The 24,066-nt window shown below is 43.7% G+C and carries 18 protein-coding genes; 13 read left to right on the top strand and 5 right to left on the bottom strand.

The window, feature by feature from the left end; translation table 11 throughout:
- Positions 1–58: 58 nt before the first annotated feature.
- The 5 genes from hemB to ACS8FC_RS08080 all read right to left on the bottom strand — a co-directional run bounded on the left by hemB (position 59) and on the right by ACS8FC_RS08080 (position 9,657).
- Entirely contained in the window at positions 59–1,066 is a 1,008-nt protein-coding gene (gene hemB, locus ACS8FC_RS08100) for a porphobilinogen synthase (RefSeq protein ID WP_439261247.1), read from the bottom strand.
- Positions 1,067–1,304: 238 nt separating this feature from the next.
- Positions 1,305–3,098, bottom strand: a complete 1,794-nt coding sequence (locus tag ACS8FC_RS08095; RefSeq protein WP_439296420.1) for an efflux transporter outer membrane subunit — start codon at positions 3,096–3,098, stop codon at positions 1,305–1,307.
- Positions 3,095–6,319 carry an efflux RND transporter permease subunit gene (locus ACS8FC_RS08090; protein WP_439261244.1) on the bottom strand — a complete coding sequence of 1,075 codons (3,225 nt, stop codon included), beginning with the start codon at positions 6,317–6,319 and terminating at the stop codon, positions 3,095–3,097. The genes ACS8FC_RS08095 and ACS8FC_RS08090 overlap by 4 nt, the downstream gene beginning before the upstream one ends.
- Before the next feature lie 35 nt (positions 6,320–6,354).
- Positions 6,355–7,752: an efflux RND transporter periplasmic adaptor subunit gene (locus ACS8FC_RS08085; RefSeq protein WP_439296419.1), complete on the bottom strand. Its 1,398-nt coding sequence runs from the start codon at positions 7,750–7,752 to the stop codon at positions 6,355–6,357.
- Between the two features lie 879 nt (positions 7,753–8,631).
- Positions 8,632–9,657 (bottom strand): polyprenyl synthetase family protein, encoded by a 1,026-nt coding sequence (locus ACS8FC_RS08080; RefSeq protein ID WP_439261240.1) that lies wholly within the window; start codon positions 9,655–9,657, stop codon positions 8,632–8,634.
- A gap of 436 nt (positions 9,658–10,093) precedes the next feature.
- On the opposite strand from ACS8FC_RS08080, the gene rplU reads away from it, so the two are divergent.
- The 13 genes from rplU (at position 10,094) to nuoK (ending at position 24,065) form a co-directional block, all read left to right on the top strand.
- Entirely contained in the window at positions 10,094–10,405 is a 312-nt protein-coding gene (gene rplU, locus ACS8FC_RS08075) for a 50S ribosomal protein L21 (RefSeq protein ID WP_439261238.1), read from the top strand.
- A 91-nt stretch (positions 10,406–10,496) separates the two neighbouring features.
- The gene (rpmA, locus tag ACS8FC_RS08070) at positions 10,497–10,754 is read left to right on the top strand and encodes a 50S ribosomal protein L27 (RefSeq protein ID WP_068034744.1); all 258 of its coding nucleotides are present in this window, start codon (positions 10,497–10,499) and stop codon (positions 10,752–10,754) included.
- 491 nt (positions 10,755–11,245) lie between these two features.
- Positions 11,246–11,938 carry an outer membrane lipoprotein chaperone LolA gene (gene lolA / locus ACS8FC_RS08065; RefSeq protein WP_439296418.1) on the top strand — a complete coding sequence of 231 codons (693 nt, stop codon included), beginning with the start codon at positions 11,246–11,248 and terminating at the stop codon, positions 11,936–11,938.
- Between the two features lie 872 nt (positions 11,939–12,810).
- The gene (gene ndhC / locus ACS8FC_RS08060; protein WP_439296417.1) at positions 12,811–13,434 is read left to right on the top strand and encodes an NADH-quinone oxidoreductase subunit A; all 624 of its coding nucleotides are present in this window, start codon (positions 12,811–12,813) and stop codon (positions 13,432–13,434) included.
- Between the two features lie 70 nt (positions 13,435–13,504).
- Positions 13,505–14,173: a NuoB/complex I 20 kDa subunit family protein gene (locus tag ACS8FC_RS08055; protein ID WP_299219093.1), complete on the top strand. Its 669-nt coding sequence runs from the start codon at positions 13,505–13,507 to the stop codon at positions 14,171–14,173.
- 148 nt (positions 14,174–14,321) lie between these two features.
- The gene (gene nuoC, locus ACS8FC_RS08050) at positions 14,322–16,097 is read left to right on the top strand and encodes an NADH-quinone oxidoreductase subunit C/D (protein WP_439296416.1); all 1,776 of its coding nucleotides are present in this window, start codon (positions 14,322–14,324) and stop codon (positions 16,095–16,097) included.
- Positions 16,098–16,237: 140 nt separating this feature from the next.
- Positions 16,238–16,747: an NADH-quinone oxidoreductase subunit NuoE gene (gene nuoE, locus ACS8FC_RS08045; RefSeq protein ID WP_299219096.1), complete on the top strand. Its 510-nt coding sequence runs from the start codon at positions 16,238–16,240 to the stop codon at positions 16,745–16,747.
- Complete coding sequence (nuoF, locus tag ACS8FC_RS08040; protein ID WP_439296415.1) at positions 16,744–18,168, top strand: NADH-quinone oxidoreductase subunit NuoF; 1,425 nt, start codon at positions 16,744–16,746, stop codon at positions 18,166–18,168. Before nuoE ends, nuoF begins: the two co-directional genes overlap by 4 nt.
- Positions 18,169–18,178: 10 nt before the next feature.
- Positions 18,179–21,316 (top strand): NADH-quinone oxidoreductase subunit NuoG, encoded by a 3,138-nt coding sequence (gene nuoG / locus ACS8FC_RS08035; RefSeq protein WP_439296414.1) that lies wholly within the window; start codon positions 18,179–18,181, stop codon positions 21,314–21,316.
- A 52-nt stretch (positions 21,317–21,368) separates the two neighbouring features.
- Complete coding sequence (gene nuoH, locus ACS8FC_RS08030; RefSeq protein WP_439296440.1) at positions 21,369–22,361, top strand: NADH-quinone oxidoreductase subunit NuoH; 993 nt, start codon at positions 21,369–21,371, stop codon at positions 22,359–22,361.
- A gap of 44 nt (positions 22,362–22,405) precedes the next feature.
- Positions 22,406–22,954 carry an NADH-quinone oxidoreductase subunit NuoI gene (gene nuoI, locus ACS8FC_RS08025; RefSeq protein WP_058368352.1) on the top strand — a complete coding sequence of 183 codons (549 nt, stop codon included), beginning with the start codon at positions 22,406–22,408 and terminating at the stop codon, positions 22,952–22,954.
- The gene (nuoJ, locus tag ACS8FC_RS08020; RefSeq protein WP_439261226.1) at positions 22,951–23,658 is read left to right on the top strand and encodes an NADH-quinone oxidoreductase subunit J; all 708 of its coding nucleotides are present in this window, start codon (positions 22,951–22,953) and stop codon (positions 23,656–23,658) included. Before nuoI ends, nuoJ begins: the two co-directional genes overlap by 4 nt.
- Positions 23,659–23,756: 98 nt before the next feature.
- On the top strand, positions 23,757–24,065 hold the full coding sequence (nuoK, locus tag ACS8FC_RS08015) for an NADH-quinone oxidoreductase subunit NuoK (RefSeq protein WP_439261304.1): 309 nt from the start codon (positions 23,757–23,759) through the stop codon (positions 24,063–24,065).
- Position 24,066 lies beyond the last annotated feature (1 nt).

Raw genomic sequence — 24,066 nt, 5'->3', positions numbered from 1 at the left:
ATCGCGCCAACAGACATAAAGCTGTAGACGCGAAAAAACTTTAAAAATTATAAGCAGATTACGCATTATTTAGCTGACGAGCCGCTTCCAATGCAAAATAAGTCAAGATTCCATCGGCACCGGCACGGCGAAAGCCAATGAGCGATTCTAATATTACCGCGTCACTGAGCCAACCGTTTTGAATGGCTGCCATATGCATCGCGTATTCGCCTGAGACTTGATAAGCAAACGTCGGTACACCAAAGGTGTTTTTGACTTCGCGAATCAGATCAAGGTAGGGCTGACCAGGCTTAATCATCACCATATCGGCGCCTTCATTGATATCCATGGCAACTTCATGTAACGCTTCTGCGCGATTGCCAAAGTCCATTTGGTATTGTTTTTTGTGGCCGCCTTTTAAGTTGCCTGCACTACCGACTGCATCACGGAAAGGCCCGTAATAAGCAGAAGCATATTTGGCAGAGTAGGCCATGATAGCCGTATTCACAAAACCCTCGGACTCAAAAGCATCACGCATGGCTTTGATACGGCCATCCATCATATCGCTTGGCGAGATGATATCAGCGCCAGCGCGTGCGTGGACGAGTGCTTGCTTGACCAACACTTCGATGGTTGCATCGTTGATGACATAACCGCTGTCATCGAGTAAACCGTCTTGACCATGTGAGGTATAAGGGTCAAGTGCCACATCCGTCATGACCACCATTTCGGGTACGGCATCTTTAAGCGCTTTGACCGCGCGCGCAGTAAGACCATTTTCGTCGTATGCAGCTTTACCATCAGGCGTTTTTAACGAGTTATCGATGACAGGGAAGATGTCAACAGTCGTGACGCCCTCACTTAGTAATTCTTTTGCATAGTTGATAAGTAGGTCGACTGATAAGCGCTCAACCCCCGGCATGCTCGCAATCGTTTCACGCTGGTTTTTACCTTCTAGTACAAATACTGGCGCGATAAAATGCTTAGGATGTAGCTCTACTTCTCGAATCATTGCCCGTACATTATCATTGTAACGTAGACGGCGTAGACGAGTTTCAGGGTATTGGCGGTTAAAGGTATAAGACATAATCGTTCCTTATTATTTTTTCAGTAATTATGGTTGCAACAGCCTTTTTTCATTTGATATGGCTTTATCTATATCAGTTACACATGAGCGTGTCACCATTTATAAAGTTGGTCTGTATAAAAAGCTATTTAATATAATGACACTACTATAACCAAAAGTAGTCTGCGAAAGCAAAAAGCCCCACCAAGGCGGCAGGGCTAATTGTAGAGTAGCTATTCGCTTGATACCTTGTAATTGTTTAAGGTTCAATAATTTGTGTTACGGGTGCCTGATCGGTAGGGGTTTCTTGCGTCACGATACCGACTGCTGCCTCTTTTTTACCATCGTTATCGACATCGACAATAGCGGTAGGCTTAAAAGTAGAGGTCGCTGGCGTCTTAGCTTGTTTGATCTCTAGCGCTTCTTGTGGAGATGCCACGCGTGCTGACCCTGCAGCGTTGACAGCGTAAGCCGCTTTTGCTTTTGCACTATTGGCCGGTAAGTTAGCGACTTGAGCCAAGTTGGTATATTGCGGTACAGGAATGGCCGTCGGTATATCTAGGTTAGCACCGCCACCAAGCGCTTGGTATAGCTCAATTTGGCTAACGATTTTTTGTAGCTCTAAATCTAGGATACCTTGTTGAGTTGAGAACAGTGAACGCTGTGCATCAAGCACATCTAGATAGTTTGAAATACCTGCTTTAAAGCGGGCATCCGCTATCTGATAGGTTTGTTCAAAATTATCTTGTAAACGATACTGCGCCGCCAATTGCTCACCTAAAGTGGCACGTGTGGCAAGCACATCAGACACTTCACGAAAAGCTGTTTGAATAGATCTCTCGTAGCTTGCCAGTGTCTGCTCGCGCTCGATTTTAGCCACGTCGTAGTTGGCATCTAAGCGCCCTGCGTCAAATATAGGCACGCTAATATTGGGCCCAAAAGACCAACCAAAAGCACTATTATCGAACAAGTCGCTCAAACCATCACTACGCACACCAACGCTACTAGCGAGACTGATCGTTGGAAAATAAGCGGCCCGTGCTACCGCTATATTAGCACCAGCAGCTTTTAGGTTGTATTCTGCTTGTAGTACATCTGGACGATAACGTAGCAATTCGCTTGGCAGACCTGCACTAAATATTTCGTGAGTGGTAATGTTGCTGATCGCAGGCGATGGAATAAGCTCGCTTGGAATAGGAGTACCAACTAAGAACTGTAGGGCGTTACGTGAAGTCAAAATGCTGCTTTGTGCTCGTAAAACTGCAAGCTTGGCATTTTCAAGTGCGGCAGAAGATTGTAGTGAAGGCAGTTTGGGGTCAATACCTGCTTCAAAACGTTTATCAGCAATAAACAAGGATCGCTCACGGCTCTCTACCGTCGCTTCTGCCAATTTTAATTGAGCCAGACTATAACTTAGGTTGGCATAGCTTTGAGCAATATTACTTACTAGGCTGATCTGGGTAGCATCTTTGGCTGCCGCAGTTGCTAAGAAGTTTTGTAAGGCTTGATCTTTTAAGCTATCAATTCTTCCCCAAAAGTCCAACTCATAACTGGCCAAACCCAAATCGACATTGTAACTGTCACTGGTTTGATTGCCAAACTCACTACCTTGACGAGAGCGTGAATAACCCGCCTGACCATTAATCGTTGGTAGATCGTTGATGTCAGTAATACGGTACTGCGCACGCGCTTTTTCGATGGCCAAACGAGCACTTTCAAAGTCTTTATTGTTGTTAAGACCTAACGCAATGAGTCCTTTTAAACGCTCATCACTATAAAAGTTTTGCCAGCGCTGACTGGCAAGGCTTGGCTGCTCAGTACTACTAACCGTCTCACGATCAAACGCGCCATAGCTTTGCCCAACAGGAATGTTAGGCTCAGCGAGTACAGGGCGCGTATCAGCTTTTGGAATGGTATTACAAGCTGCCATACTGACCGCTAAAGCGGTTAGGCTTAAGAGACGAGCGCTATTTTTGCATGTTTGCGACAGCAGCGGTTGTGCAAAGCTCACTAACGCCGCTGATCTTAAGGTAAAGGTTTTTTGAACACTCATTGTGTATTATCTCCAAGACTTGCAGGCTGATATTCCTCAGAAGAAGTAGGTTTTTGTAGATCAGGTGTATCATCGCCGCCGTCATTTGGCCCATTATTCTTATATTTATACGGGAACAAACTACGCACCCAAATATAGAACATAGGAATAAAGAAGATACCTAAGAATGTCGCAGTAATAACCCCGCCAACCACACTAGTACCAATGGCGTTTTGGCTACCAGAACCAGGACCTGTAGCGATGAATAATGGCACAACCCCTAACCCAAAGGCAAGCGAGGTCATGATAATCGGACGCAGACGTTGTCTTGCTGCCGTCATGACGGCCTCTCTTAGACTATAGCCTTCTTCTTGGTGTTCTTTGGCAAACTCAATAATCAAGATGGCGTTTTTGGCTGATAGACCAACCACGGTTAATAGGCCGACTTGTAAGTAAATATCGTTGTTAAAGCCGCGTAGCCACGTAAATATTACCGCTCCTAATACCCCAAGAGGAATGACAAGTAGTACAGAGAAGGGGATAGACCAGCTTTCATACAAAGCAGCCAAACATAAGAATACTACTAAGATTGAAAGGGCATATAGCATTGGCGCTTGAGCACCTGACTTTTGCTCCTCAAGTGACATACCCGTCCATTCGTAACCGACACCGTCAGGCAGTTTTTCCATCATAGCTTCCATTGAGCTCATCGCTTCACCGGTACTAAGACCAGGCGCGGCGCTACCTTGGATGTTCATAGATGGCAAGCTGTTGTAGCGCGTCAGACGCGGTGAGCCGGATTGCCATTCGCTGCTAGAGAACGCATCGAAAGAAATCATATCACCTATGTCGTTGCGCACATACCATTTACCGATATCATCAGGGTTGGTACGGCTGCTAGGCTCACCTTGAACAAAGACGCGTTTGATACGACCGCGGTCGACGAAGTCATTGATGTAGCTTGAGCCCCAAGCGGTAGAGATAACGCTGTTGATACTACCCATTGATAAACCATAGGCAGCTGCTTGTTCTTGATTGATATTTACTTTTAGCTGCGGTGCATCTTCTTGACCGTTAGGACGCACACCTGCGACTTGATCGTTCTGTGCGGCCATACCGAGCAGCATGTTTCGTGCTTCAAGTAAGCCCTCGTGTCCAAGGTTACCAGTATCTTGAATCATCAAATCAAAACCACTGGCATTACCAAGTTCGGTAATCGCTGGCGGTACGATCGCAAATACCTGTGCTTCGTTTAATTGAGTGAAGAAGTACCCCATCGCGCGATCTGCGACTGCTTGTGCGGTATTTTCTTCTCCAGAACGGTTCTCCCAGTCTGATAAACGCACAAAGGCCAGTCCCATATTCTGTCCTTGACCAGCAAAACTAAAGCCTGCGATGGTAAAGACAGAGGCAATATTATCGCCCTCTTGGGTATCATAATAGTTACTGACTTTATCGAGTACATCTTGCGTTTCATCCAGTGTCGAACCAGCTGGTAGCTGAACCAAGGTAAACATAATACCTTGGTCTTCTTCTGGTAAGAATGAGCCTGGAATGCGTAAGAATACAACAGCCATGATACCGATGATGGCGGCATAACCTATTAGGTAAAGCCATTTAAAACGGAAGCTCTTACCAACTGAGGTTTCATATTTGCGGCTAAGCTTAAAGAAACCACGGTTAAACCAACCAAAAAAGCCTTTTTTCTCTTCAGTATTGCCTTTTTCATGACTTTTACCACGCTTTAGTAGCGTCACGCATAGCGCTGGAGTGAAGATAAGCGCAACTAGGGCAGAAAATACCATAGCAGTAATTAAGGTAATCGAGAACTGTCGATAAATTACCCCTGTTGAACCGCCAAAGAAGGCCATAGGAACAAACACTGCTGACAAGATAATGGCAATACCAATAACAATCTTACTGATTTCGCCCATAGATTGAACGGTGGCATCTTTAATAGAAATATCAGGATCTTCTTCCAAAATACGTTCAACGTTCTCCACGACGACGATCGCATCATCGACCAAAAGACCAATGGACAGTACCATTGCAAACATTGTGAGAACGTTAATACTAAAGCCTGCGACATACAATACTGCAAAGGTACCCAGTAGAACGACAGGAACGGCAAGGGTAGGAATAATAGTAGCACGCCAGTTCTGTAAGAAAATAAACATGACGATGAATACTAGTACAATCGCTTCGATAAGCGTATGAACGACCTGCTCGATAGATAAACGGACAAACGGTGTGGTGTCATAAGGTACAACTGAGGTGAGACCTGCTGGAAAATTGGCCTCTAACTCTGCCATACGGGCGCTGACAGCTTCGCGAGTCTCTAACGCATTAGCACCACCCGCTAATGAGATACCTAAACCAGCTGCTTCTTGACCGTTATATAGCGAGATAACACTATAGTTTTCACTACCAATTTCAACATCTGCGACATCACCCAAACGCACTTGTGCGCCTGAAGTATCGGTTTTTAACAAAATATCTTTAAATTCTTTGGGGGTTTGCAGATAGCTCTGTACAGTCACAGTTGCATTGATGACCTGTTGATCAGTATCGGCAGGTGCTTGACCTAATTGACCTGCAGAGACTTGTGCGTTTTGCGCTCGCACTGCATTGACCACATCAGATGGCACCATGTTGTAGCTACGTAAGCGTGCAGGGTCTAGCCAGATACGCATGGCATAAGCAGAACCAAACACCTGTACTTCACCAACCCCTTCGACACGGCTTAGTTGGTCAACGACGTTTGAGTTGATATAGTCGGCGATATCCGAACGATCCATACCCCCATCTTCAGAGATAAAACCCTGTACCATTAAGAAGCTGCTAGAAGATTTGTTAACGTTGACGCCCTGACGCTGTACCGATTCAGGTAATGAGCTCATTGCCGCTTGTAGTTTGTTTTGTACCTGTACCTGAGCGGTATCAGGGTCTGTACCGTTTTCAAACGTCAGCGTAACAGAGGCACCACCATTTGAGGAGCTCGATGACGACATATACATCAGGCCGTCAAGCCCTTTCATGCGTTGCTCAATGATCTGTACGACTGAGTCTTCAACGGTTTGCGCATTCGCACCAGGATAGCTTGCACTCACCGATATAGTTGGCGGTGCAATACGTGGATACTGTTCAATCGGTAGGTTGATGACCGATATCACCCCGATGAGCATGACCAAAATAGCCAGCACCCATGCAAAAATAGGGCGATTAATAAAAAAACGTGACATAGTATATCCCTAAGTCTTCCTATCTTTGAATGGAATTAGTTAGCAGCGGCTTCTGTTGATTTTTCGTTAGAAGTATCATTATCAGATGGTTTCTCATCCATCGTTTTTGCCGCTTGCTGTGGGGTTTGAGCGTTAGCAGTGTCTTGAGCTGAAGGGGCTGAATTGGCACTCTCTAATGGCTTGACCACTACTTCTTGCTCAGGCTTGACTTTCGAGCCGCCAATCACAACCACTTTATCACCCGCTTTTAGACCATCAGTGACAACCCATTGTCCATCGTAAGTACCATTAATAGTGACTGGACGTACTTGGATTTTGTTATCTTTATCAGCGATATAGACCTGCGTATCACCTTTAGGCGTACGCATGACCGCGCTTTGTGGTACCAGTGCTGCATTAGTAATGACACTTTGGGTTAGACGTGCTGTCACATACATACCTGGTAGCAAAATATTATTGCTATTTGGGAAGATAGCTCGCAAAGTAACTGCACCTGTCGATTCATCAACTTTTGCTTCAGATAGTGCAAGCTTGCCGCGCACTGGATAGACTGACCCATCTTCTAGTACCAGCTCAACCGAGTTCATTCCTGGCTGTACTTTGCCTTCAGATATTTGTTGACGTAGCTTCAAAAGCTCAGAAGATGACTGACTGATGTCAACATAGATAGGGTCTAGACGTGAAATGGTTACCAACGGATCTGGTTGTCCTGCACTGACCAGCGTACCAGCGGTGACGCTAGAGCGATCAGTACGACCAGTCAATGGCGCACGTACAATGGTGCGATTAAGATCTAAGGTGCTGGCTTCTAGTCCAGCTTTTGCCGTTTGGATGCCAGCTTTGGCGCTTTCTATACCAGCTTGGGTCTGTCCAACCGCTGCCGCGGCGCTTTGTACGGCAGCTTGTGCTGTACGCACTTGCGTTTGTGCCTGCTCATATTGCTGCTTAGAGATGGCATCTATATCGACCAATCCTTGTAGACGTTGTAGGTCGTTTTGAGCCTGAGCAAGTGATGCTTGACGGCTTGCTAGTTCAGCTTTAGCATTGGCATTGTTGGCCAATGATGTCTGATAGTTGGCTTGTGCTTGCTGTACCGCTGCTTGTCCACTAGTGACAGAAGAGGCATAGTTGTCAGTGTTTATACGATAAAGCGGTTGACCTTTTTTGACGTTACCGCCTTCACGGAATAGTACTTCGTCAATGACACCATTCACCTGTGGACGGACGTCGGCGGTTTGGTAAGCTGTGGTACGTCCAGAAAAAGTCTGTACTTGAGGTACGGTGTCGAAAGTGACAGTCTGGACGTTGACGACGGCTGGCGGCATCTGCTGCTGTGCGGCGGCATCTGCTGAGTCCTCGTTTTTGTCACAGCCAACCAGTACAGCTCCAGATAGTACAGATGCTATTACAAGCGCTAGAGTAGAGTGCTTCATCAATGTCCTCGTCAATAATATAGGTACGGTATAGATAAAATTTTAATAGTGCATCGTAACGTCACACGAATGTAGATGCTACGACTAGTAACTGTTTCTTTGAGCCATCATAATGACTAATATAGAGTAAATGTATAATGTAAACCTTACCGCATAAAAAGCTGAACCGACTTATATTCTATGTGGTCATACATGATTTATATCTTATAAATTAAATCATAAAAACATGCAGGCGAGGTTTTAGCACTAAGAACAACCAAACAATAAAAGTTGGTAAGTAAATTTAGTGCCGTATTATAAACTATAGGGTATACCCTACAGTCAAGCTAATAAAAACAGATCTTTTGCAAAGGAAAGCTATACTTCTTCTTATGAGCTGTACAAACGTTGAAGAGACAAGCATCACAAGAGATAAGACCTATTAAAACACAGCATTATTGATAGCGTGACATAGTGTTGCTTTTTTGTTATAGAAGTTATTTTTACATACATATATGAGATTTTGATTAAAAGATATGATGTAGGCAGTAAAAATGTAGTTTTAGCAACACATAAAACGATTTTTAACCTTAAAAGATACATGAAGCATTCATAGAAGGTTATTGATTGAGCATCGTCAAATTATCAAAACAATCTTTACATGATTATAATACTGCAAATATTTATGAAACTTAAAGAAAGGTAACGATGCCGATAACCTGTTATTTTTAAAAAGGTTAATTTTAGCTTGTTAGTTTCGAATGCAATAGTCGTTAAAAAACTCTATTTAAATAGCGTCCAAATCGCTACTTAGGTAGAGTTTGGACGGTTCAACTACTAAATAGTACTTAGAAATAGAGTTGCCTTTGTCAGTTGATAGTACAGATGACACAGAACTAACTATAGCAATCGCGCGCTGGCAAGCTCTGTGAGTTGATACAAGCCATGACGATAACGGTTGTCAGGTAGCGTGTTTAGTGCCTGCTGCGCCAAGGCTGTCTCTTCTAGCGCGCGTTTTTTACAGTAGTCTAACGCGCCTGAACTACGAACCAATTCTATGAGCTGTTCTGCATTTGGCGTTTTGCCTGTCTGTACGGCAATACGCAGTTGCTCATAACCTTCTGTATCGCTGTCTTTGAGTAGTTCAAGCGCTTTGATTGTGGGTAGAGTTGGCTTACCTTCTGCCAAATCATCACCAAGGTTTTTGCCCATCACTTCACTATCACCACTATAGTCGAGCACATCATCGATAATCTGAAACGCATTACCAAAGTGTTGTCCAAAGTCTGCTAATGCAGATAAATACTGCGTTTGCTCTTGCAGAATAGCGGCACCTTGAGTTGCCATCATGAATAGCCGTGATGTTTTGCCGTCTATGATATTAAGGTAGTCGGCTTCAGTAGCAGTAGGGTTGTGTTGATGCTGGAGCTGTAAAACCTCCCCCTCAGCAATATCACAGGTACCATCCGAAAATAGCTGCAATAACGGTAAACTCTGAAAACTTACTAGTAAATTAAAGGCACGGGCAATGAGATAATCTCCAACCAAAACGGCTGTCGCATTGTCCCATGTGGCATTGGCTGTCGGTTTGCCTCGGCGCTGTCCTGACTCATCAATCACATCGTCATGTACCAAAGTTGCCGTATGCAGCATCTCAGTAATGGCTGCCAAATGCATCGCTTCGCGTGATGGCTCGTCATTAAGCATACGCGCACATAATAGGGTAATTAATGGACGCATACGTTTGCCACCTGCATTGATCACATGCTGGGAGACGCTCATAACAAGCTGTACTTTTGAATTAAGACTGCCAAACACCTGTTTATCCATGATCTCAAAGTCATCAACAACGATACTTTGAATATCGGCATAACTTGGGGCAGATAAAGAGGTGGTTAAGGTGTTCGATAAAGAGGTGGTCGTCATAGTAAATAGTCATATTAATAGAAGATAGAAAAAATCGTTTGATAGCCGTCTCTTATAACACTATCAGCATGCTTATAGTAACATAGCTACATTATCAAATCGGTAGTTAAAGTAAAGCGGGTGTTAATAATGCATTGTAAGTTACTGATTGTATAAGTTATAATAGTGGTACTTAAGCTTAAACTAATCGTTGGCATAATTGCTAATACGGTTTATTTTGTAAAATTTTTGCTTACATAAATTGGTCAGCTCATTGTCAAAATACACAGTACCAAGACATTGAGTAAATATCACCAACTTTCAAAAACAAGATAGGTGGCTTGCTTTTATGAGCAAAAAGCCGTAAAATCTTGCCTTTAATTTTTCCCTGTCGTGTTCGTCGTCGAAGCGTTGGTATGATATCAGCCACGGCACACGGGTTAAACGGAGTCAGACAATGTACGCAGTAATCAAAAGTGGTGGTAAACAGCATCGTGTAGTCGTCGATGAGCTTTTAAGAGTTGAATTGTTAAAAGCAGAAAAAGGCGAGACGATTAGGTTTGAAGACGTGTTGATGGTTGTAGATGGTGATAACGTCAAAATTGGTCAGCCTGTTGTAGATGGTGCAAGCGTAGAAGTTGAAGTGGTTGAGCACGGTCGCGGTGATAAAATCCGTATCATCAAGCACAACCGTCGTAAGCATTATCATAAAGAGCAAGGTCACCGCCAATGGTACACCTTGTTAAAAATCAAAGCGATTAACGCGTAGTTATCAGTTTAGCTATTGATGCTAAATAGCGTACTAACTGCTTAAGATGTATCGCAATAGCGATAAATTATATTAACAAGGAGATTTTCTCATGGCACATAAAAAAGCTGCCGGTTCGAGCCGTAACGGTCGTGATTCAAACCCAAAAATGCTCGGCGTAAAAATCTTTGGTGGCCAAGCTATTACTGCTGGTAACATCATTGTACGTCAACGTGGTACAGAGTTCCACGCAGGCGAAGGCGTTGGTATGGGTCGTGACCATACTTTATTTGCACTAAATGACGGTGTAGTAAAGTTTGCGACTAAAGGTAAATTTAACCGTCGCTATGTAATGGTTGAAGGCGAGTAATTATCGTTTTAAAGCATAAGCTACTTTATTATTTGTAAATAATGTAGTTTGTTACATATAAAAGCTCCTATTACTGATTGGTAATAGGAGCTTTTTTTGTGCTTACTTTTATTTTTAATTAACAGAATAAAGTAGTGAAAGGGTAGAGTAGTGTAACTACTGCCGTTACAAGCGCGTATGGCAGGCGTAGTATTGATTGCAATTGAAGACTAGGCGTGTAATAAAAAAACTGGCACACTGTGCTCATTGGTTATTAGTACTATTTTGTTGAGAGTTGAAGCGATATTAAACAAACAAGCAGCTGATAACTGACGGTTAGATCACTACTAAATATTGTTATAATTATATAGTTGTATACTTACGATATTCATAGGCTTATTGCGATAACTCACACTGCACATGATCTTGTGCAATAGATGAACACAACAAAAACGCGATGATCTAACTTTTATATTCATTGATATTTTATTTTTACTACGAGAGGAAAAATCATGACTTTATCTACTAAAGTAAAATCTACTACAGTAAAACAAAAAATGATGAGCGGCGCACTGACTGGTGTATTAATGACCACGTTGGGTGTTGCAGCGCCAATGATGGCATTGACCCAATCTGCGACAGCGGCCCCTGCTGACAATTTGGTCGCAGCCAAACGTTTAAACAAGCTGTTAACCAATACTAAAAGCATGACTGCCAACTTTACTCAAACGACTAAAGGCGCAACCAATGGCACGTTTAAAGGTTCAATGAGTGTTCAACGTCCAAATAACTTTCGCTGGGAAACCAAGTCACCATCAGAACAGTTGATTGTTGCAAATGGCAACTCAATGTGGATCTATGATAAAGACTTGGAGCAAGCAACCAAACAAGGCGTAGATAGTCAAGTAGGCAATACGCCAGCATTGTTGTTATCAGGTGATCCAAGTAAAATTGATAAAAATTTTAAAGTGACCCAACCGTACGAAAACAAAAATTACTACGTGTTATATCCTAAAACCGGTGATGCTAGCTTTAAAAATCTATCTGTAAGCTTTAGTGGCGGTAAACCGGTCATGATGGTATTAAATGATACACTTGGACAAACCACATCAATTAAGTTTAATGACATCAAGCTTAACCCAAGTGTCAGCAGCAGTCAGTTTAAATTTACGCCGCCAAAAGGGGTAGATGTCATCAACCAATAATCAATTGATGCAAGACGATAGTATTGATTGATTTATAATTTTATTATTGACAAAGAGGTAGTCCATTACTTGGATCTACCTCTTTTTTATTGACTAAAAACCCTATAGCAACACCACGCATAGCAATGTTTATTTAAAGTAGCACTATGGGCAGTTTGCAATTGGATGTATTTGGTTTACAATACTCGCAGTCTTGCCACGCATGTCAAATACTCTGCTGTATAGTGCTATTATATTTAGATAGATCAGTTATGATTCTTGATTCTTGACTACATTGTTCAGGATTTTTTCCACTAATATTGGACTGTCAATCAAACGATCTGTCCTGCTATAGTTTTAGTAGTGGATAGCACATTTTGTTTTATAAAATACATATTTTGTAGCATATAAAATGACTACATAATACTGTTAAAAACTGGCTTTTAATGGGTGATATGCGTATAGTGAGCAAACAGTTTATGCCAGTTGTCATACCATTGTTGATTACGCGTAATGAGTTATTAAATCAATTAAATGTCTAAATATGATATTGATTTAATAAATTTATCTTGCGTCCTTATTAGATGGATTTGATGACCAGCCTTTATCTAGATATGCTACAGTTTTTGTCTGATAGCATAGCTAAAGACTATCAGTGTCTCTGTTCTGAGTGTCAACATCGAAGATCAGTAGATTGCTTTACTGTTTTTAGTACTTAGATAAATTTACGGTTGGTATCGTCTTATACCGTCGTCAATAATTTTGATAATTGGTTGTTACCAGCACAGTCTTTGTGTTTTCGTCTGCGTCAGGTAATGCTATGCTATTATTCTTTGTAGAACAATGGTTTGCGTTATTTATGACACTAGATTGGGTGAGGAGCACGTATTATCATGTCTGCTTTTAATTGGTCAGCAGTCGCCTTTATTCTAGCCGCTATAGGACTAGTCGTTTTTATGCTGGTCGTGCCGCGTTTACTTGGCGGTCGCTCTCAGGGTTTACAAAAAGAAGAAGTGTTTGAAGCGGGCGTTGTCGGATCTGGCAATGCCCGTATTCGTTTGTCTGCCCAATTCTATTTGGTGGCTATCTTCTTTGTTATCTTTGATTTAGAAGCATTGTATTTGTATGCTTATGCGGTCTCAGTTCGTGAAGCCAGTTGGCTTGGGTTTGCGGCGGCGGCTGTGTTTATTGGTATTTTAATCATCGGTTTGGTATACGAGCTGAGTTTGGGTGCGATGAATTGGGCACCTGCCGATAAACGCCGTAAAAAAGAGCGTCTTTACGCTGCACCAGCAGGCTTTAATCTGGCTGATATTACCAAGTTCAATGGTACTCATGAGCTGATGGTAGACCCTACTGGTAAAATACCTGCGCAATCTTCGGGACAAGTCAATGTTTCAAACAACATTGAAACCAATCGTCGCCATCTACAAAGCATAGACCATATCAATACTACAGGTAATATTACGTCTGTAGATTTTGCAGCAGCTGCTCAGCAAGAGAAAAATAAACGTTAACTATTTTGTTTATAGCAATAGTGATGGTAAGTTGATTAGCCAGCTTTGCTTAATATAAAGGTTGTATGTTATGAAATACACATTAACAAAAGCCAACCCTGATGCAGATACCTATCCTGCACAGTCTCGCCAAACGGTCAATGACCCTATCGAAGATGAAGTCAATAAAAATGTCTTTATGGGTCGCCTAGAAGATCTGGTTCATTCAACAGCAAACTGGGGGCGCAAGCACTCACTGTGGCCATTTAACTTTGGTACTTCTTGCTGTTATGTCGAATATGCAACAACACTTACTGCGGTTCATGATCTATCACGCTTCGGTGCAGAGGTTATTCGTGCCTCGCCTCGACAAGCAGATGTGATGATCGTTGCAGGTACTTGTTTTATTAAGATGGCGCCCGTCATTCAACGTCTCTACGAACAAATGCTTGAACCAAAATGGGTTATCTCAATGGGGGCATGTGCCAACTCTGGCGGTATGTATGATATCTACTCAGTAGTACAAGGTGTCGATAAAATTATTCCTGTTGATGTTTATGTTCCAGGTTGCCCGCCGCGTCCAGAGGCATTGATTCAAGGTCTTATGCTATTGCAAGAGTCTATTACTCATGAGCGGCGTCCGCTAGGGGTTCACGTTAATGATCAGGGTATCTATCAGCCACAAATGACCCCTGAACGCGACCGTAAACAAGCAGATCGTATCGCTGTAAAAAACTTGCGTAGTCCAGATAGTATTTAGTACTGCTTATATTTGGCCAGACTTTATAGTATGTATTGGTTTGGTCAGTCGTAAATAACTCGTAAAAATGCGAAGTGCGCATACGCTTATCATAGTTTGATTATGATTAACATCGTTTAGTTATGATTAATGAAGGAATGTATCATTCATGGTCACGGTAGTCGAAAACAAAGATTCTAAGATAAAGTCTGTACCTGCAGTTATTAGAGAACTGGGGCACAATTATGCAGGTAAGTTTGTCGTGCAGCAGACTGTTGATGATATTCCAACGGTTTGGGTGGCGCGTGCCGATTTGCTTGATGTACTTTTATTCTTACGTAAATTACCAAAGCCCTATGTCATGTTATTTGACTTATCAGCGATAGATGAGCGTCTGCGTCAGCATCGGGCCGGATTACCTGATAGTGACTTTACCGTATTTTATCATCTCATGTCGCTTGAACGTAATAGTGATGTACGTATTAAGGTTGCTCTGAGCGAAGAGGATTTAAGTTTACCGAGCGCCACTAATATCTGGCCAAATGCCAACTGGTATGAGCGCGAAGTGTGGGATATGTTTGGCATCGTTTTTAGTGGTCATCCACATCTGACTCGTATCTTGTTGCCTAAATATTGGGAAGGCCATCCACTGCGCAAAGAGTACCATGCACGTGCGACCGAATTTACGCCGTACTTCTTGAACACTGCCAAACAGCAGTATGAACAAGAAAACCTACGTTTTGTGCCAGAGGAATGGGGCATGAAACGCTCAGGGCGTGATGAAGACTTTATGTTCCTAAATATCGGTCCCAATCATCCCTCTGCTCACGGTGCATTCAGACTTGTATTGCAGCTTGATGGTGAAGAGGTGGTCGATTGTATTCCTGATATCGGTTATCACCATCGTGGCGCTGAAAAGATGGCAGAGCGCCAAACATGGCACTCATTTATCCCTTACACCGATCGTATTGATTATCTTGGTGGGGTGATGAATGAGTTACCGTACATCATGTCGGTCGAAAAGCTTGCGGGTATTACTGTACCAGATCGGGCGCAGACCATTCGCGTGATGATGAGTGAGTTTTTCCGCATTACTAATAACCTGCTATTTGTCGGTACTTTTATTCAGGATGCAGGTGGTATGACCCCTGTGTTTTATATGTTTACCGATCGCCAAAAAGCGTATGACGTTATCGAGGCTGTGACGGGTTATCGTATGCACCCAGCGTGGTTCCGTATTGGAGGTACAGCTGCTGATCTACCGCGCGGCTGGCAACGTCTGGTTCGTGAGTTTTTAGATTGGATGCCAAAGCGTCTGGATGAATATGTCAAAGCAGCCCTACAAAACAGTGTGCTAAAAGGACGAACCCAAGGCGTTGCGCAGTATAATGCCAAGCAAGCATTAGCTTGGGGCGTTACTGGAGCTGGTCTACGTGCGACGGGTGTGGATTTTGATTTGCGTAAAGCGCGTCCTTATATGGGTTATGAAAACTTTGATTTTGAAGTACCTATTGGTTACAACGGCGATGCTTATGACCGTTGTATGATCAAAGTCGAAGAGATGCGTCAGTCGTTACGCATTATTCGACAATGTATGGATCATATGCCGCAAGGCCCTTACAAGGCTGACCATCCACTAGCCGTACCACCGCCAAAAGATCGTACATTGAATGACATTGAAACACTGATTAACCACTTTATATCCGTATCTTGGGGTCCTGTAATGCCAGCGGGCGAGTGTACAACGATAGTGGAGGCCACCAAAGGTCTGAACAGTTATTACATAACGTCTGACAAAGCCACAATGAGCTATCGAACCCGTATTCGTACCCCAACATTTGCACATTTGCAGCAAATGCCTTCTGTGATTAACGGCTCATTGGTATCTGATGCCATTATGTATCTGGCATCAATTGATATTGTGATGGCAGACTGTGATCGATAAAACATTGAAAAAGATAAGTTAATCAATGCGTTATTGCTAAGCGGTATGCCAAGTTTGGTAACGTCTTAAAATAACGCCAATCGCAATAAAATATCCTTGTAGTGTGGTAAAGCGTGATGATTGAGGAAAGATAGAAGACTATGAAAATTGTTTCCGACAAAATGCCAAAAGTAGATGTGGCCAGCATCCTCACTACCGAGGAGATTGCAGCGATACATGAATTTATGCACCATTACCCACATGCTCGCGCAGCCTCATTAGATGCATTAAAGATCGTACAAAAACGCAACGGCTGGGTAGATGACGCGCAAGTAAATGCAATCGCCAATATTCTAGACATACCAGTGACAGACATGGACGGGGTTGCCACTTTCTTTAATCGTATTTATCGTCAGCCTGTTGGTCGCCATGTCATCTTAATTTGTGATTCTGTTGCCTGCTACTTGACTGGCTATGAAGCATTATCAGCTGAGCTTAGATTACAGCTTGGTATCGAATATGGTCAGACGACACCTGATGGCCGTTTTACTTTACTACCAATTTGCTGTTTGGGTAATTGCGATAAAGGGCCAGCTGTACTGATTGATGAAGACACTTATGGTCCTATTCAGCCCTCCGAGGTCGCACAGTTATTGGAGCTATACGCATGAGATTAACACTGTCAGAGCAGATCGCTCGCCGTCGTCAAGGTCAAGCACCAAGCCAGCTTAATGATCAGCGTGTGCCAATTTATGGTGACAAAGCTACAGCCAATAGCAAAACCAAGCCATTAACATGGCGCTTAGCTTATCACGATGCTGTATTAGATTTGACGACGTATCAGTCTTTAGAAGGCTTTACTGGCCTAAAACAAGCTTTAAATAAAGCCCCTAAAGCTGTTGAAGATATGATTAAGGCGGCCAATGTTAGAGGCCGCGGCGGTGCAGGTTTTAATGCTGGCCTAAAATGGTCATTTATGTCACCGCCAGATGGTTTGCCGCGTTATCTTATCTGTAATGCTGATGAGATGGAGCCAGGTACCTTCAAAGACCGCTTGTTAATGGAACGTCTGCCATTTCAGCTTATCGAAGGCATGCTTATCACTGCGCACGCTATTGGCGCAACCGATGGCTATATCTTTATCCGCGGTGAGTATATTTTGGCAGCTGAGCGTTTGGTTGCGGCCATCGAAGAGTGTTTGGCTAACAACCTAATGGGCGACAACATCTTAGGCTCAGATTTTAGTTTTCATTTACATGTGCACACAGGCGCTGGACGCTATATATGCGGTGAAGAAACCGCGCTTATCAATTGCTTAGAAGGCCGCCGAGCCAATCCACGTACCAAGCCGCCTTTTCCGCAAATCTCTGGCGCGTGGGGTAGACCAACAGTGGTCAATAACGTCGAGACGTTGAGTAATATGCCAGCTATTTTAAACCATGGCGTAGACTGGTATCAGTCGTTGTCTGAAATTAAAGGCAAAAGTAAAACCCCTGGTACAAAAATATTTGGCTGCTCAGGCTTGGTCAACGATCCAGGCTTATGGGAGCTACCATTTGGGTATACCGCTCGTGAGATTATCGAAGATTTGGCTGGTGGTATGATCGAGAGTAAAAAGCTAAAAGCTTGGTTACCAGGTGGGGCATCGACTGACTTTTTAACGGCTGATCACTTAGATGTGGTAGTAGATTTTGACACCATTCAAGAAGCCGGTAGCCGCATGGGTACTGGACTGATTATGGTGGTCGATGAAGCACAAGATATGGTGCCACTGCTGCGTAACCTTGAGATTTTCTTTCAGCGCGAATCTTGCGGCTGGTGTACGCCATGTCGTGATGGCCTGCCATGGGGCGTTAAGCTACTCACCGCTATCAACGATGGTGAAGGGCAAGTGGGCGATGTGGAAAAACTAGAGGGCTTAACACGTGACTTATGGATTGGTAAAACTTTCTGTGCCCATGCGCCAGGTGCGATGGAACCACTGATGAGTGCGATTAAATATTTCCGACCTGAGTTTGATCAAAAAATCGCACAGGCGGTTGGTGTAGATGTTATTGAAGCAGCAGCTCATCAACAGCCAGTAGTGAAATAAGGAGAACGGCATGGCAGTCATACATATTGATGGGACCACTGTCGAAGTAGATAGCAGCGACAACTTGCTACAAGCCTGCTTGTCACTCGGCATTGATGTGCCATACTTTTGTTATCATCCAGCCTTAGGTTCAGTGGGCTCGTGTCGTCAGTGCGCCGTCAAGCAGTATCAGAATAAAGAAGATATGGAAGCGGGTAAAGGTCGTCTTGTGATGTCGTGTATGGTTGCGCCAGACGATGATATGTACATTTCAGTCACCGATGATGAAGCCAAAGCGTTTCGTAAGTCGATGATTGAGCTACTGATGACCAACCATCCGCACGACTGTCCAACTTGTGAAGAAGGTGGCCATTGTCACTTGCAAGATATGACTTATATGTCAGGTCATAACAGTCGTCGCTACCGCTTTACCAAACGCACGCACCATAATCAAGAGCTTGGGCCGTTTATTGCGCATGAAATGAACCGCTGTATCGCTTGCTATCGCTGCGTACGTTTCTATAAAGACTACGCTGGTGGCGAGGATTTGGGTGTTTATGGTTCAAATAACCGCGTTTATTTTGGCCGTGATAAAGATGGCCAATTTGAAAGTGAGTTTTCAGGTAACTTAACCGAAGTTTGTCCCACTGGTGTATTTACCGATAAAACCCATTCTGAGCGCTACAACCGTAAATGGGATATGCAGTATGCGCCTAGTATCTGTCACGGCTGCTCGGCTGGCTGTAACATCTCACCAGGTGAGCGCTATGGGGAGCTACGCCGTATTGAAAACCGCTATAACGGTGAAGTAAACCGTTACTTCTTATGTGATCGTGGTCGTTTTGGTTATGGCTATGTCAACCGTGCTGATCGTCCTACCCAAGCGCTCGAGCGTATCAATGATAAACACGTCAAAATCAATATTGACTATGCCTTAGACGAAACTATCAAGCGTATTAAAGACAAAAAGGTCATTGGTATTGGCTCGCCACGTGCCAGCTTAGAGACCAACTTTGCGCTAAAAAACCTAGTAGGTTTCGATAACTTCTCGACGGGTCTCAATCATCAACAACAAGCGCTGGTTAATAAATGTATCGAAGTACTCAGTACTGAAGGTATCTACAACCCGAGTCTGACGGATGTTGAAAGTCATGACGCAGTATTGGTTTTGGGTGAAGATATCACGCAAACCTCATCGCGCGTCGCATTATCAGTACGTCAAGCTGCAAAAAACGAAGGCCTAAAAATGGCCGCCACACTGAAAACACAGGCTTGGCTTGCTGAACCGGTTAAGCGTATTGCACAAGATGCGCTAAGTCCAGTCTATGTGATTGATGTGACCCAGACCAAGCTTGAAGACATCAGTAAAGCTAGTGTGGTCGCAACGCCAGAAGATATTATCAAGCTCGGCTTTAAAGTGGCTAATGAGATTGCTAATTTTGCAGATGATTTAAAACAAATTCAAGATCCACAAGCGACTGAACAACAAGATACAGATGTCAGTGCTGATACTGACGGTATGCAGGCACTGGCTCAGCAGATCGCCTATGATTTGATTCAAGCAGAAAAGCCACTAGTCGTCTCAGGTAGCAGCTTATCATCGACTGCGCTGATAGAAGCAGCGGCACAGATTACTCAGGTACTCACGCAAAAACGAGTGGCTATCAAAGCAACCGAGCAACAACAAGTTGAAGCACATAACGCTAAGGTTACCGCCGCTCAGGCACAGGCAGCGGACGATCAGCCTGAAGAAGATAAAGAGCTCAAAGCCAAACCAGAAAAACCGAATACTGGTACTGATAAAGACGCACAAGATGATATTAAGCGTGAGCCTGCCGACAGCGATGAGCTAAGAGAAAATAGTCTTGAGCTAAAAGAGACAAATGACAGTTATCATGCACAAGCCGGTATTTATTTAGCGGTTCCAGACGCTAATAGTATGGGTGTTTGCCTACTTGGTGGTCAATCTACAGAAGAAATATTGGCCACTGATTTTGATGTTGTTATCGTTGCCGAAAATCAGCTGACTGATGCGATCGATGCCAACAAACTAACACAGTTGCTCGCTGACAAGACAGTCATTGCTTTAGATCATCAGCTGCTTGACTGGCACAAAGATGTCGATATTGTATTGCCAGCGGCAAGCTTTGCTGAAGCGGATGGTACTTTGGTGTCAAGCGAGGGCCGTGCTCAGCGCTTTTTCCAAGTTTACGATAACAACTACTACCATCCGATGAGCAGTATTAAAGAAGGCTGGCGCTGGTTGCATGCGGTCCATAGCAGCTTGGAAGGTCGAGATGTTGACTGGACACAGCTAGATGATGTAATTAACGCCCTAGTAGCGACTCATCCTAAGCTTGCTGGTATTAAGGACGCAGCTCCTAATGCTGATTATCGTATCACAGGTCTTAAGATTGCTCGTCAGCCGCGTCGTTACTCTGGTCGCACCGCAATGCGTGCGCCAATATCTGTGCATGAACCAATGCAGCCAAAAGACTGGGATACCAGCTTAACTTTTTCGATGGAAGGCTATAGTGGCAAACAAACCCCAAGCTCGATGATTCCTTTTGCTCATGCGCCAGGTTGGAATTCTCCACAAGCATGGAACAAGTATCAAGATAAAGTTGGCGGTCATCTCAAAAACGGTGACCCAGGCGTACGTTTGTTCGATACGACAGAGCGTCTCTCAAAACGTCAATATATCGCACCAGAAACAAGTTCGATCACAACGACAGACATAGCGCAAGGTCAAGCCAAATTAGTACCTATTTATAATATCTACGCCAGCTCAATAATGGCATCACGCAGTCCAATCGTTGCAGAGCAATTACCTGTAGCAGCGTGGCATATCAGTGTTGACGATGCCAAAGACTGGAATATCGCGACTGGTGATTACCTAGCTATTGAGATCAATAAGCAACAAATTATCTTGCCCGTTCAGCTTGTTGGTTATTTAGCAGAAGGCTGTATCGGCTATCCAGTTGGACAAGTAAACATCATTCATCCATCAATGCCAGCTTCGGTACAAAAAGTAGATGCACCAGTAACGATGGTAGGCGATATGGCTGATGACCGTTCTTTGACTCATACTAGTGAAGCTTATAATGGTCTTGATGATAATCGCTCAACCCAAACAACGATAGCTCCGACCACTACACAGGAGATGTAATATGCAAGTGACCCGTATTATTCCTGATGTACCAACATTTTTGGCTGACAGCATGACCTTTGACACTTGGTCTATCCTGTTTTTGGTCGGGCAGTCTTTGATGATTTTTTTGGTCGTCGTTTTGGTAGCCGCGATTATGATTGTCTACGAGCGTCGTATGTTAGCACTATGGCAAGATCGTTATGGTCCTAATCGTGTTGGGCCTTTTGGTTCTTTGCAGCTGGTCGCCGATATGCTCAAAATCTTCTTTAAAGAAGATTGGATACCAAAATTTACCGATAAGTTTATGTTTACCTTGGCGCCTGCAGTAGCTATGTTCACTGCGTTGGCCTCATTTGCCATTATCCCTGTTTCGCCAATGCTTGGTGTTGCTGATTGGGATATTGGCATTCTGTTTTTCTTTGCCATGGCAGGTATAGCTGTCTACGCGGTTATGTTTGGCGGTTGGGCTTCTGCAAACAAGTTCTCACTACTTGGTGGCCTGCGTTCAGCAGCACAAACAATTAGCTATGAGGTGTTTTTAGGCTTGTCATTAATGGGTGTGGTTGCACTGACAGGCTCTTTTAATTTGCGCGAAATCGTTGAGTCACAAATTGATGGCTGGTATATCATTCCGCAGTTTTTTGGTTTTTTAACCTTTGTGGTCGCTGGTGTTGCAGTGACGCATAGACATCCATTTGATCAGCCAGAAGCAGAGCAAGAGCTTGCCGAAGGTTATCATGTCGAATACTCAGGTATGAAATTTGGCATGTTCTTTATTGGTGAGTATGTCAATGTGGTACTCATCTCTGCGCTGATGACTTGCTTGTTCTTTGGGGGCTGGCTTGCACCCTTTAATTTAGATATTCCATTTATCCCGCCAGCTTTTTGGTTCATGATAAAAACGCTATTTTTTATGACCATGTTTGTTTTGGCTCGAGGCTCACTCATGCGTCCGCGTTATGATCAGGTGATGAATTTTGGTTGGAAAGTCTGTCTGCCAGTTACTTTGATCAATCTACTGATTACTGCTGCTGTTATATTGATGTTTTCTCCAGCACTGTAGTTTTGGTAAAGATCTAAAGTAATGCTGATAAGGATAATAATCCCATGTTTACTACGATAAAAAAGATTGTCATTGGTATTTTTACCATTGTCCGCAGCATGTGGATGGTCAATAGCCATGCGATTAGGCCACGCGATACAATATTGTATCCTGAAGAGCCTGTGCCAGTACCGCCGCGTTTTCGTGGACGTATTATATTGTCACGTGATCCAGACGGTGATGAGCGCTGCGTTGCTTGTAACTTATGTGCAGTGGCGTGTCCAGTTGGTTGTATCTCGTTGCAAAAAGCTGAGCGTGATGATGGACGCTGGTATCCAGAGTTTTTTCGAATTAATTTTTCACGCTGCATCTTTTGTGGATTATGTGAAGAAGCGTGTCCAACGACTGCAATTCAAATGACACCAGATTTTGAGTTGGGTGAGTATAATCGTCAGGATTTGGTCTACGAAAAAGAGCATTTACTTATTTCAGGACCAGGTAAGTATCCTGATTATAATTACTATCGCGTATCTGGTATGGCCGTGGCAGATAAACCAAAAGGGGCTGCACAAAATGAAGCCGCACCTATTGATCTTCGGAGCTTGTTGCCATGATGAATATCTTAAACAACCCTGAGTTAGCAGGTTTTTATTCACTTGCGGCAGTCGCTATTTTTGCTAGTCTGCGTGTGGTCACTCATGCCAACCCAGTACATGCTATTTTATCAATGATCGTATCATTGTTAGCGATAGCCGGTATATTTTTTGTATTGGGTGCGCCCTTTGCTGGGGCGCTTGAGATCGTTGTATACGCTGGCGCAATTATGGTGCTTTTCGTCTTTGTGATTATGATGCTCAATCTTGGTATGGCTAATGATGCTCGTGAAGAGCGTTGGCTCAATGCAGGAACATGGGCAGTACCAACTGGATTGACGGTAATTATTGCGGTTGTGCTGTATGCGATGATTGGTCTTAACCATAATGAAGTCGCCATGATTGGCGGTACGACCATTTCTGCCAAAGCGGTTGGTACGGCACTGTTTACTAAGTATGTCATGTTGGTTGAGGTAGCCGCGCTGCTATTATTGGCAGCCCTAGTTGCTGCTTATCATTTGGGCAAAGAGTCTGTAGATGATGAGATCACTGGTAACGATAGCCAAAACTTTCATCCAAGTGTGGGTAATATCATAGAACATGAGAGTAATGACAGTTATGCAGATAATGAAGCTGTCAGAATAGCTGAACCATACGAATACAAAGAAGTAGATCCACATGACTATGTAGGTGTGCAACGAGTCACGCGTAAGGAGTCCGACTGATGATATTAGCAGCGAGCGTGGCACAAGATGTGTCCACCGTCCCGTTTGCCCATGAAGTAGCAGGCTTCGTGCAGCCAGTTGCTGAGGCGCAGGGCGTACTGGGTATGATACCTATGAGTCATGGACTCATCTTGGCAGGTGTATTGTTTGCTATTGGACTATGCGGTGTCATGGTACGTCGTAACTTTTTATTCATGCTAATGAGTCTTGAGATTATGATGAATGCAGCGGCATTAGCATTTGTAGTGGCAGGTAGCCGCTGGGTCGACCCAGACGGACAGATCATGTTTATCTTTATATTGACATTAGCCGCCGCTGAGGCAGCCATCGGTTTAGCGATATTACTACAGTTTTACCATAAGCGTGGACATCTCGATGTCGATAGCGCCAATGAGATGAAGGGATGAT

It is taken from the genome of Psychrobacter sp. 1Y4 (assembly GCF_051847555.1).
Note: the sequence above shows the minus strand (reverse complement) of the source record. Positions and strands in the feature narration are given on the sequence as shown.

Bases quoted from the DNA above. Each gene is read 5' to 3' on its own strand.
- hemB (WP_439261247.1), bottom strand. From the start codon at position 1,066: ATGTCTTATACCTTTAACCGCCAATACCCTGAAACTCGTCTACGCCGT.
- ACS8FC_RS08095 (WP_439296420.1), bottom strand. From the start codon at position 3,098: ATGAGTGTTCAAAAAACCTTTACCTTAAGATCAGCGGCGTTAGTGAGC.
- ACS8FC_RS08090 (WP_439261244.1), bottom strand. From the start codon at position 6,319: ATGTCACGTTTTTTTATTAATCGCCCTATTTTTGCATGGGTGCTGGCT.
- ACS8FC_RS08085 (WP_439296419.1), bottom strand. From the start codon at position 7,752: ATGAAGCACTCTACTCTAGCGCTTGTAATAGCATCTGTACTATCTGGA.
- ACS8FC_RS08080 (WP_439261240.1), bottom strand. From the start codon at position 9,657: ATGACGACCACCTCTTTATCGAACACCTTAACCACCTCTTTATCTGCC.
- rplU (WP_439261238.1), top strand. From the start codon at position 10,094: ATGTACGCAGTAATCAAAAGTGGTGGTAAACAGCATCGTGTAGTCGTC.
- rpmA (WP_068034744.1), top strand. From the start codon at position 10,497: ATGGCACATAAAAAAGCTGCCGGTTCGAGCCGTAACGGTCGTGATTCA.
- lolA (WP_439296418.1), top strand. From the start codon at position 11,246: ATGACTTTATCTACTAAAGTAAAATCTACTACAGTAAAACAAAAAATG.
- ndhC (WP_439296417.1), top strand. From the start codon at position 12,811: ATGTCTGCTTTTAATTGGTCAGCAGTCGCCTTTATTCTAGCCGCTATA.
- ACS8FC_RS08055 (WP_299219093.1), top strand. From the start codon at position 13,505: ATGAAATACACATTAACAAAAGCCAACCCTGATGCAGATACCTATCCT.
- nuoC (WP_439296416.1), top strand. From the start codon at position 14,322: ATGGTCACGGTAGTCGAAAACAAAGATTCTAAGATAAAGTCTGTACCT.
- nuoE (WP_299219096.1), top strand. From the start codon at position 16,238: ATGAAAATTGTTTCCGACAAAATGCCAAAAGTAGATGTGGCCAGCATC.
- nuoF (WP_439296415.1), top strand. From the start codon at position 16,744: ATGAGATTAACACTGTCAGAGCAGATCGCTCGCCGTCGTCAAGGTCAA.
- nuoG (WP_439296414.1), top strand. From the start codon at position 18,179: ATGGCAGTCATACATATTGATGGGACCACTGTCGAAGTAGATAGCAGC.
- nuoH (WP_439296440.1), top strand. From the start codon at position 21,369: ATGACCTTTGACACTTGGTCTATCCTGTTTTTGGTCGGGCAGTCTTTG.
- nuoI (WP_058368352.1), top strand. From the start codon at position 22,406: ATGTTTACTACGATAAAAAAGATTGTCATTGGTATTTTTACCATTGTC.
- nuoJ (WP_439261226.1), top strand. From the start codon at position 22,951: ATGATGAATATCTTAAACAACCCTGAGTTAGCAGGTTTTTATTCACTT.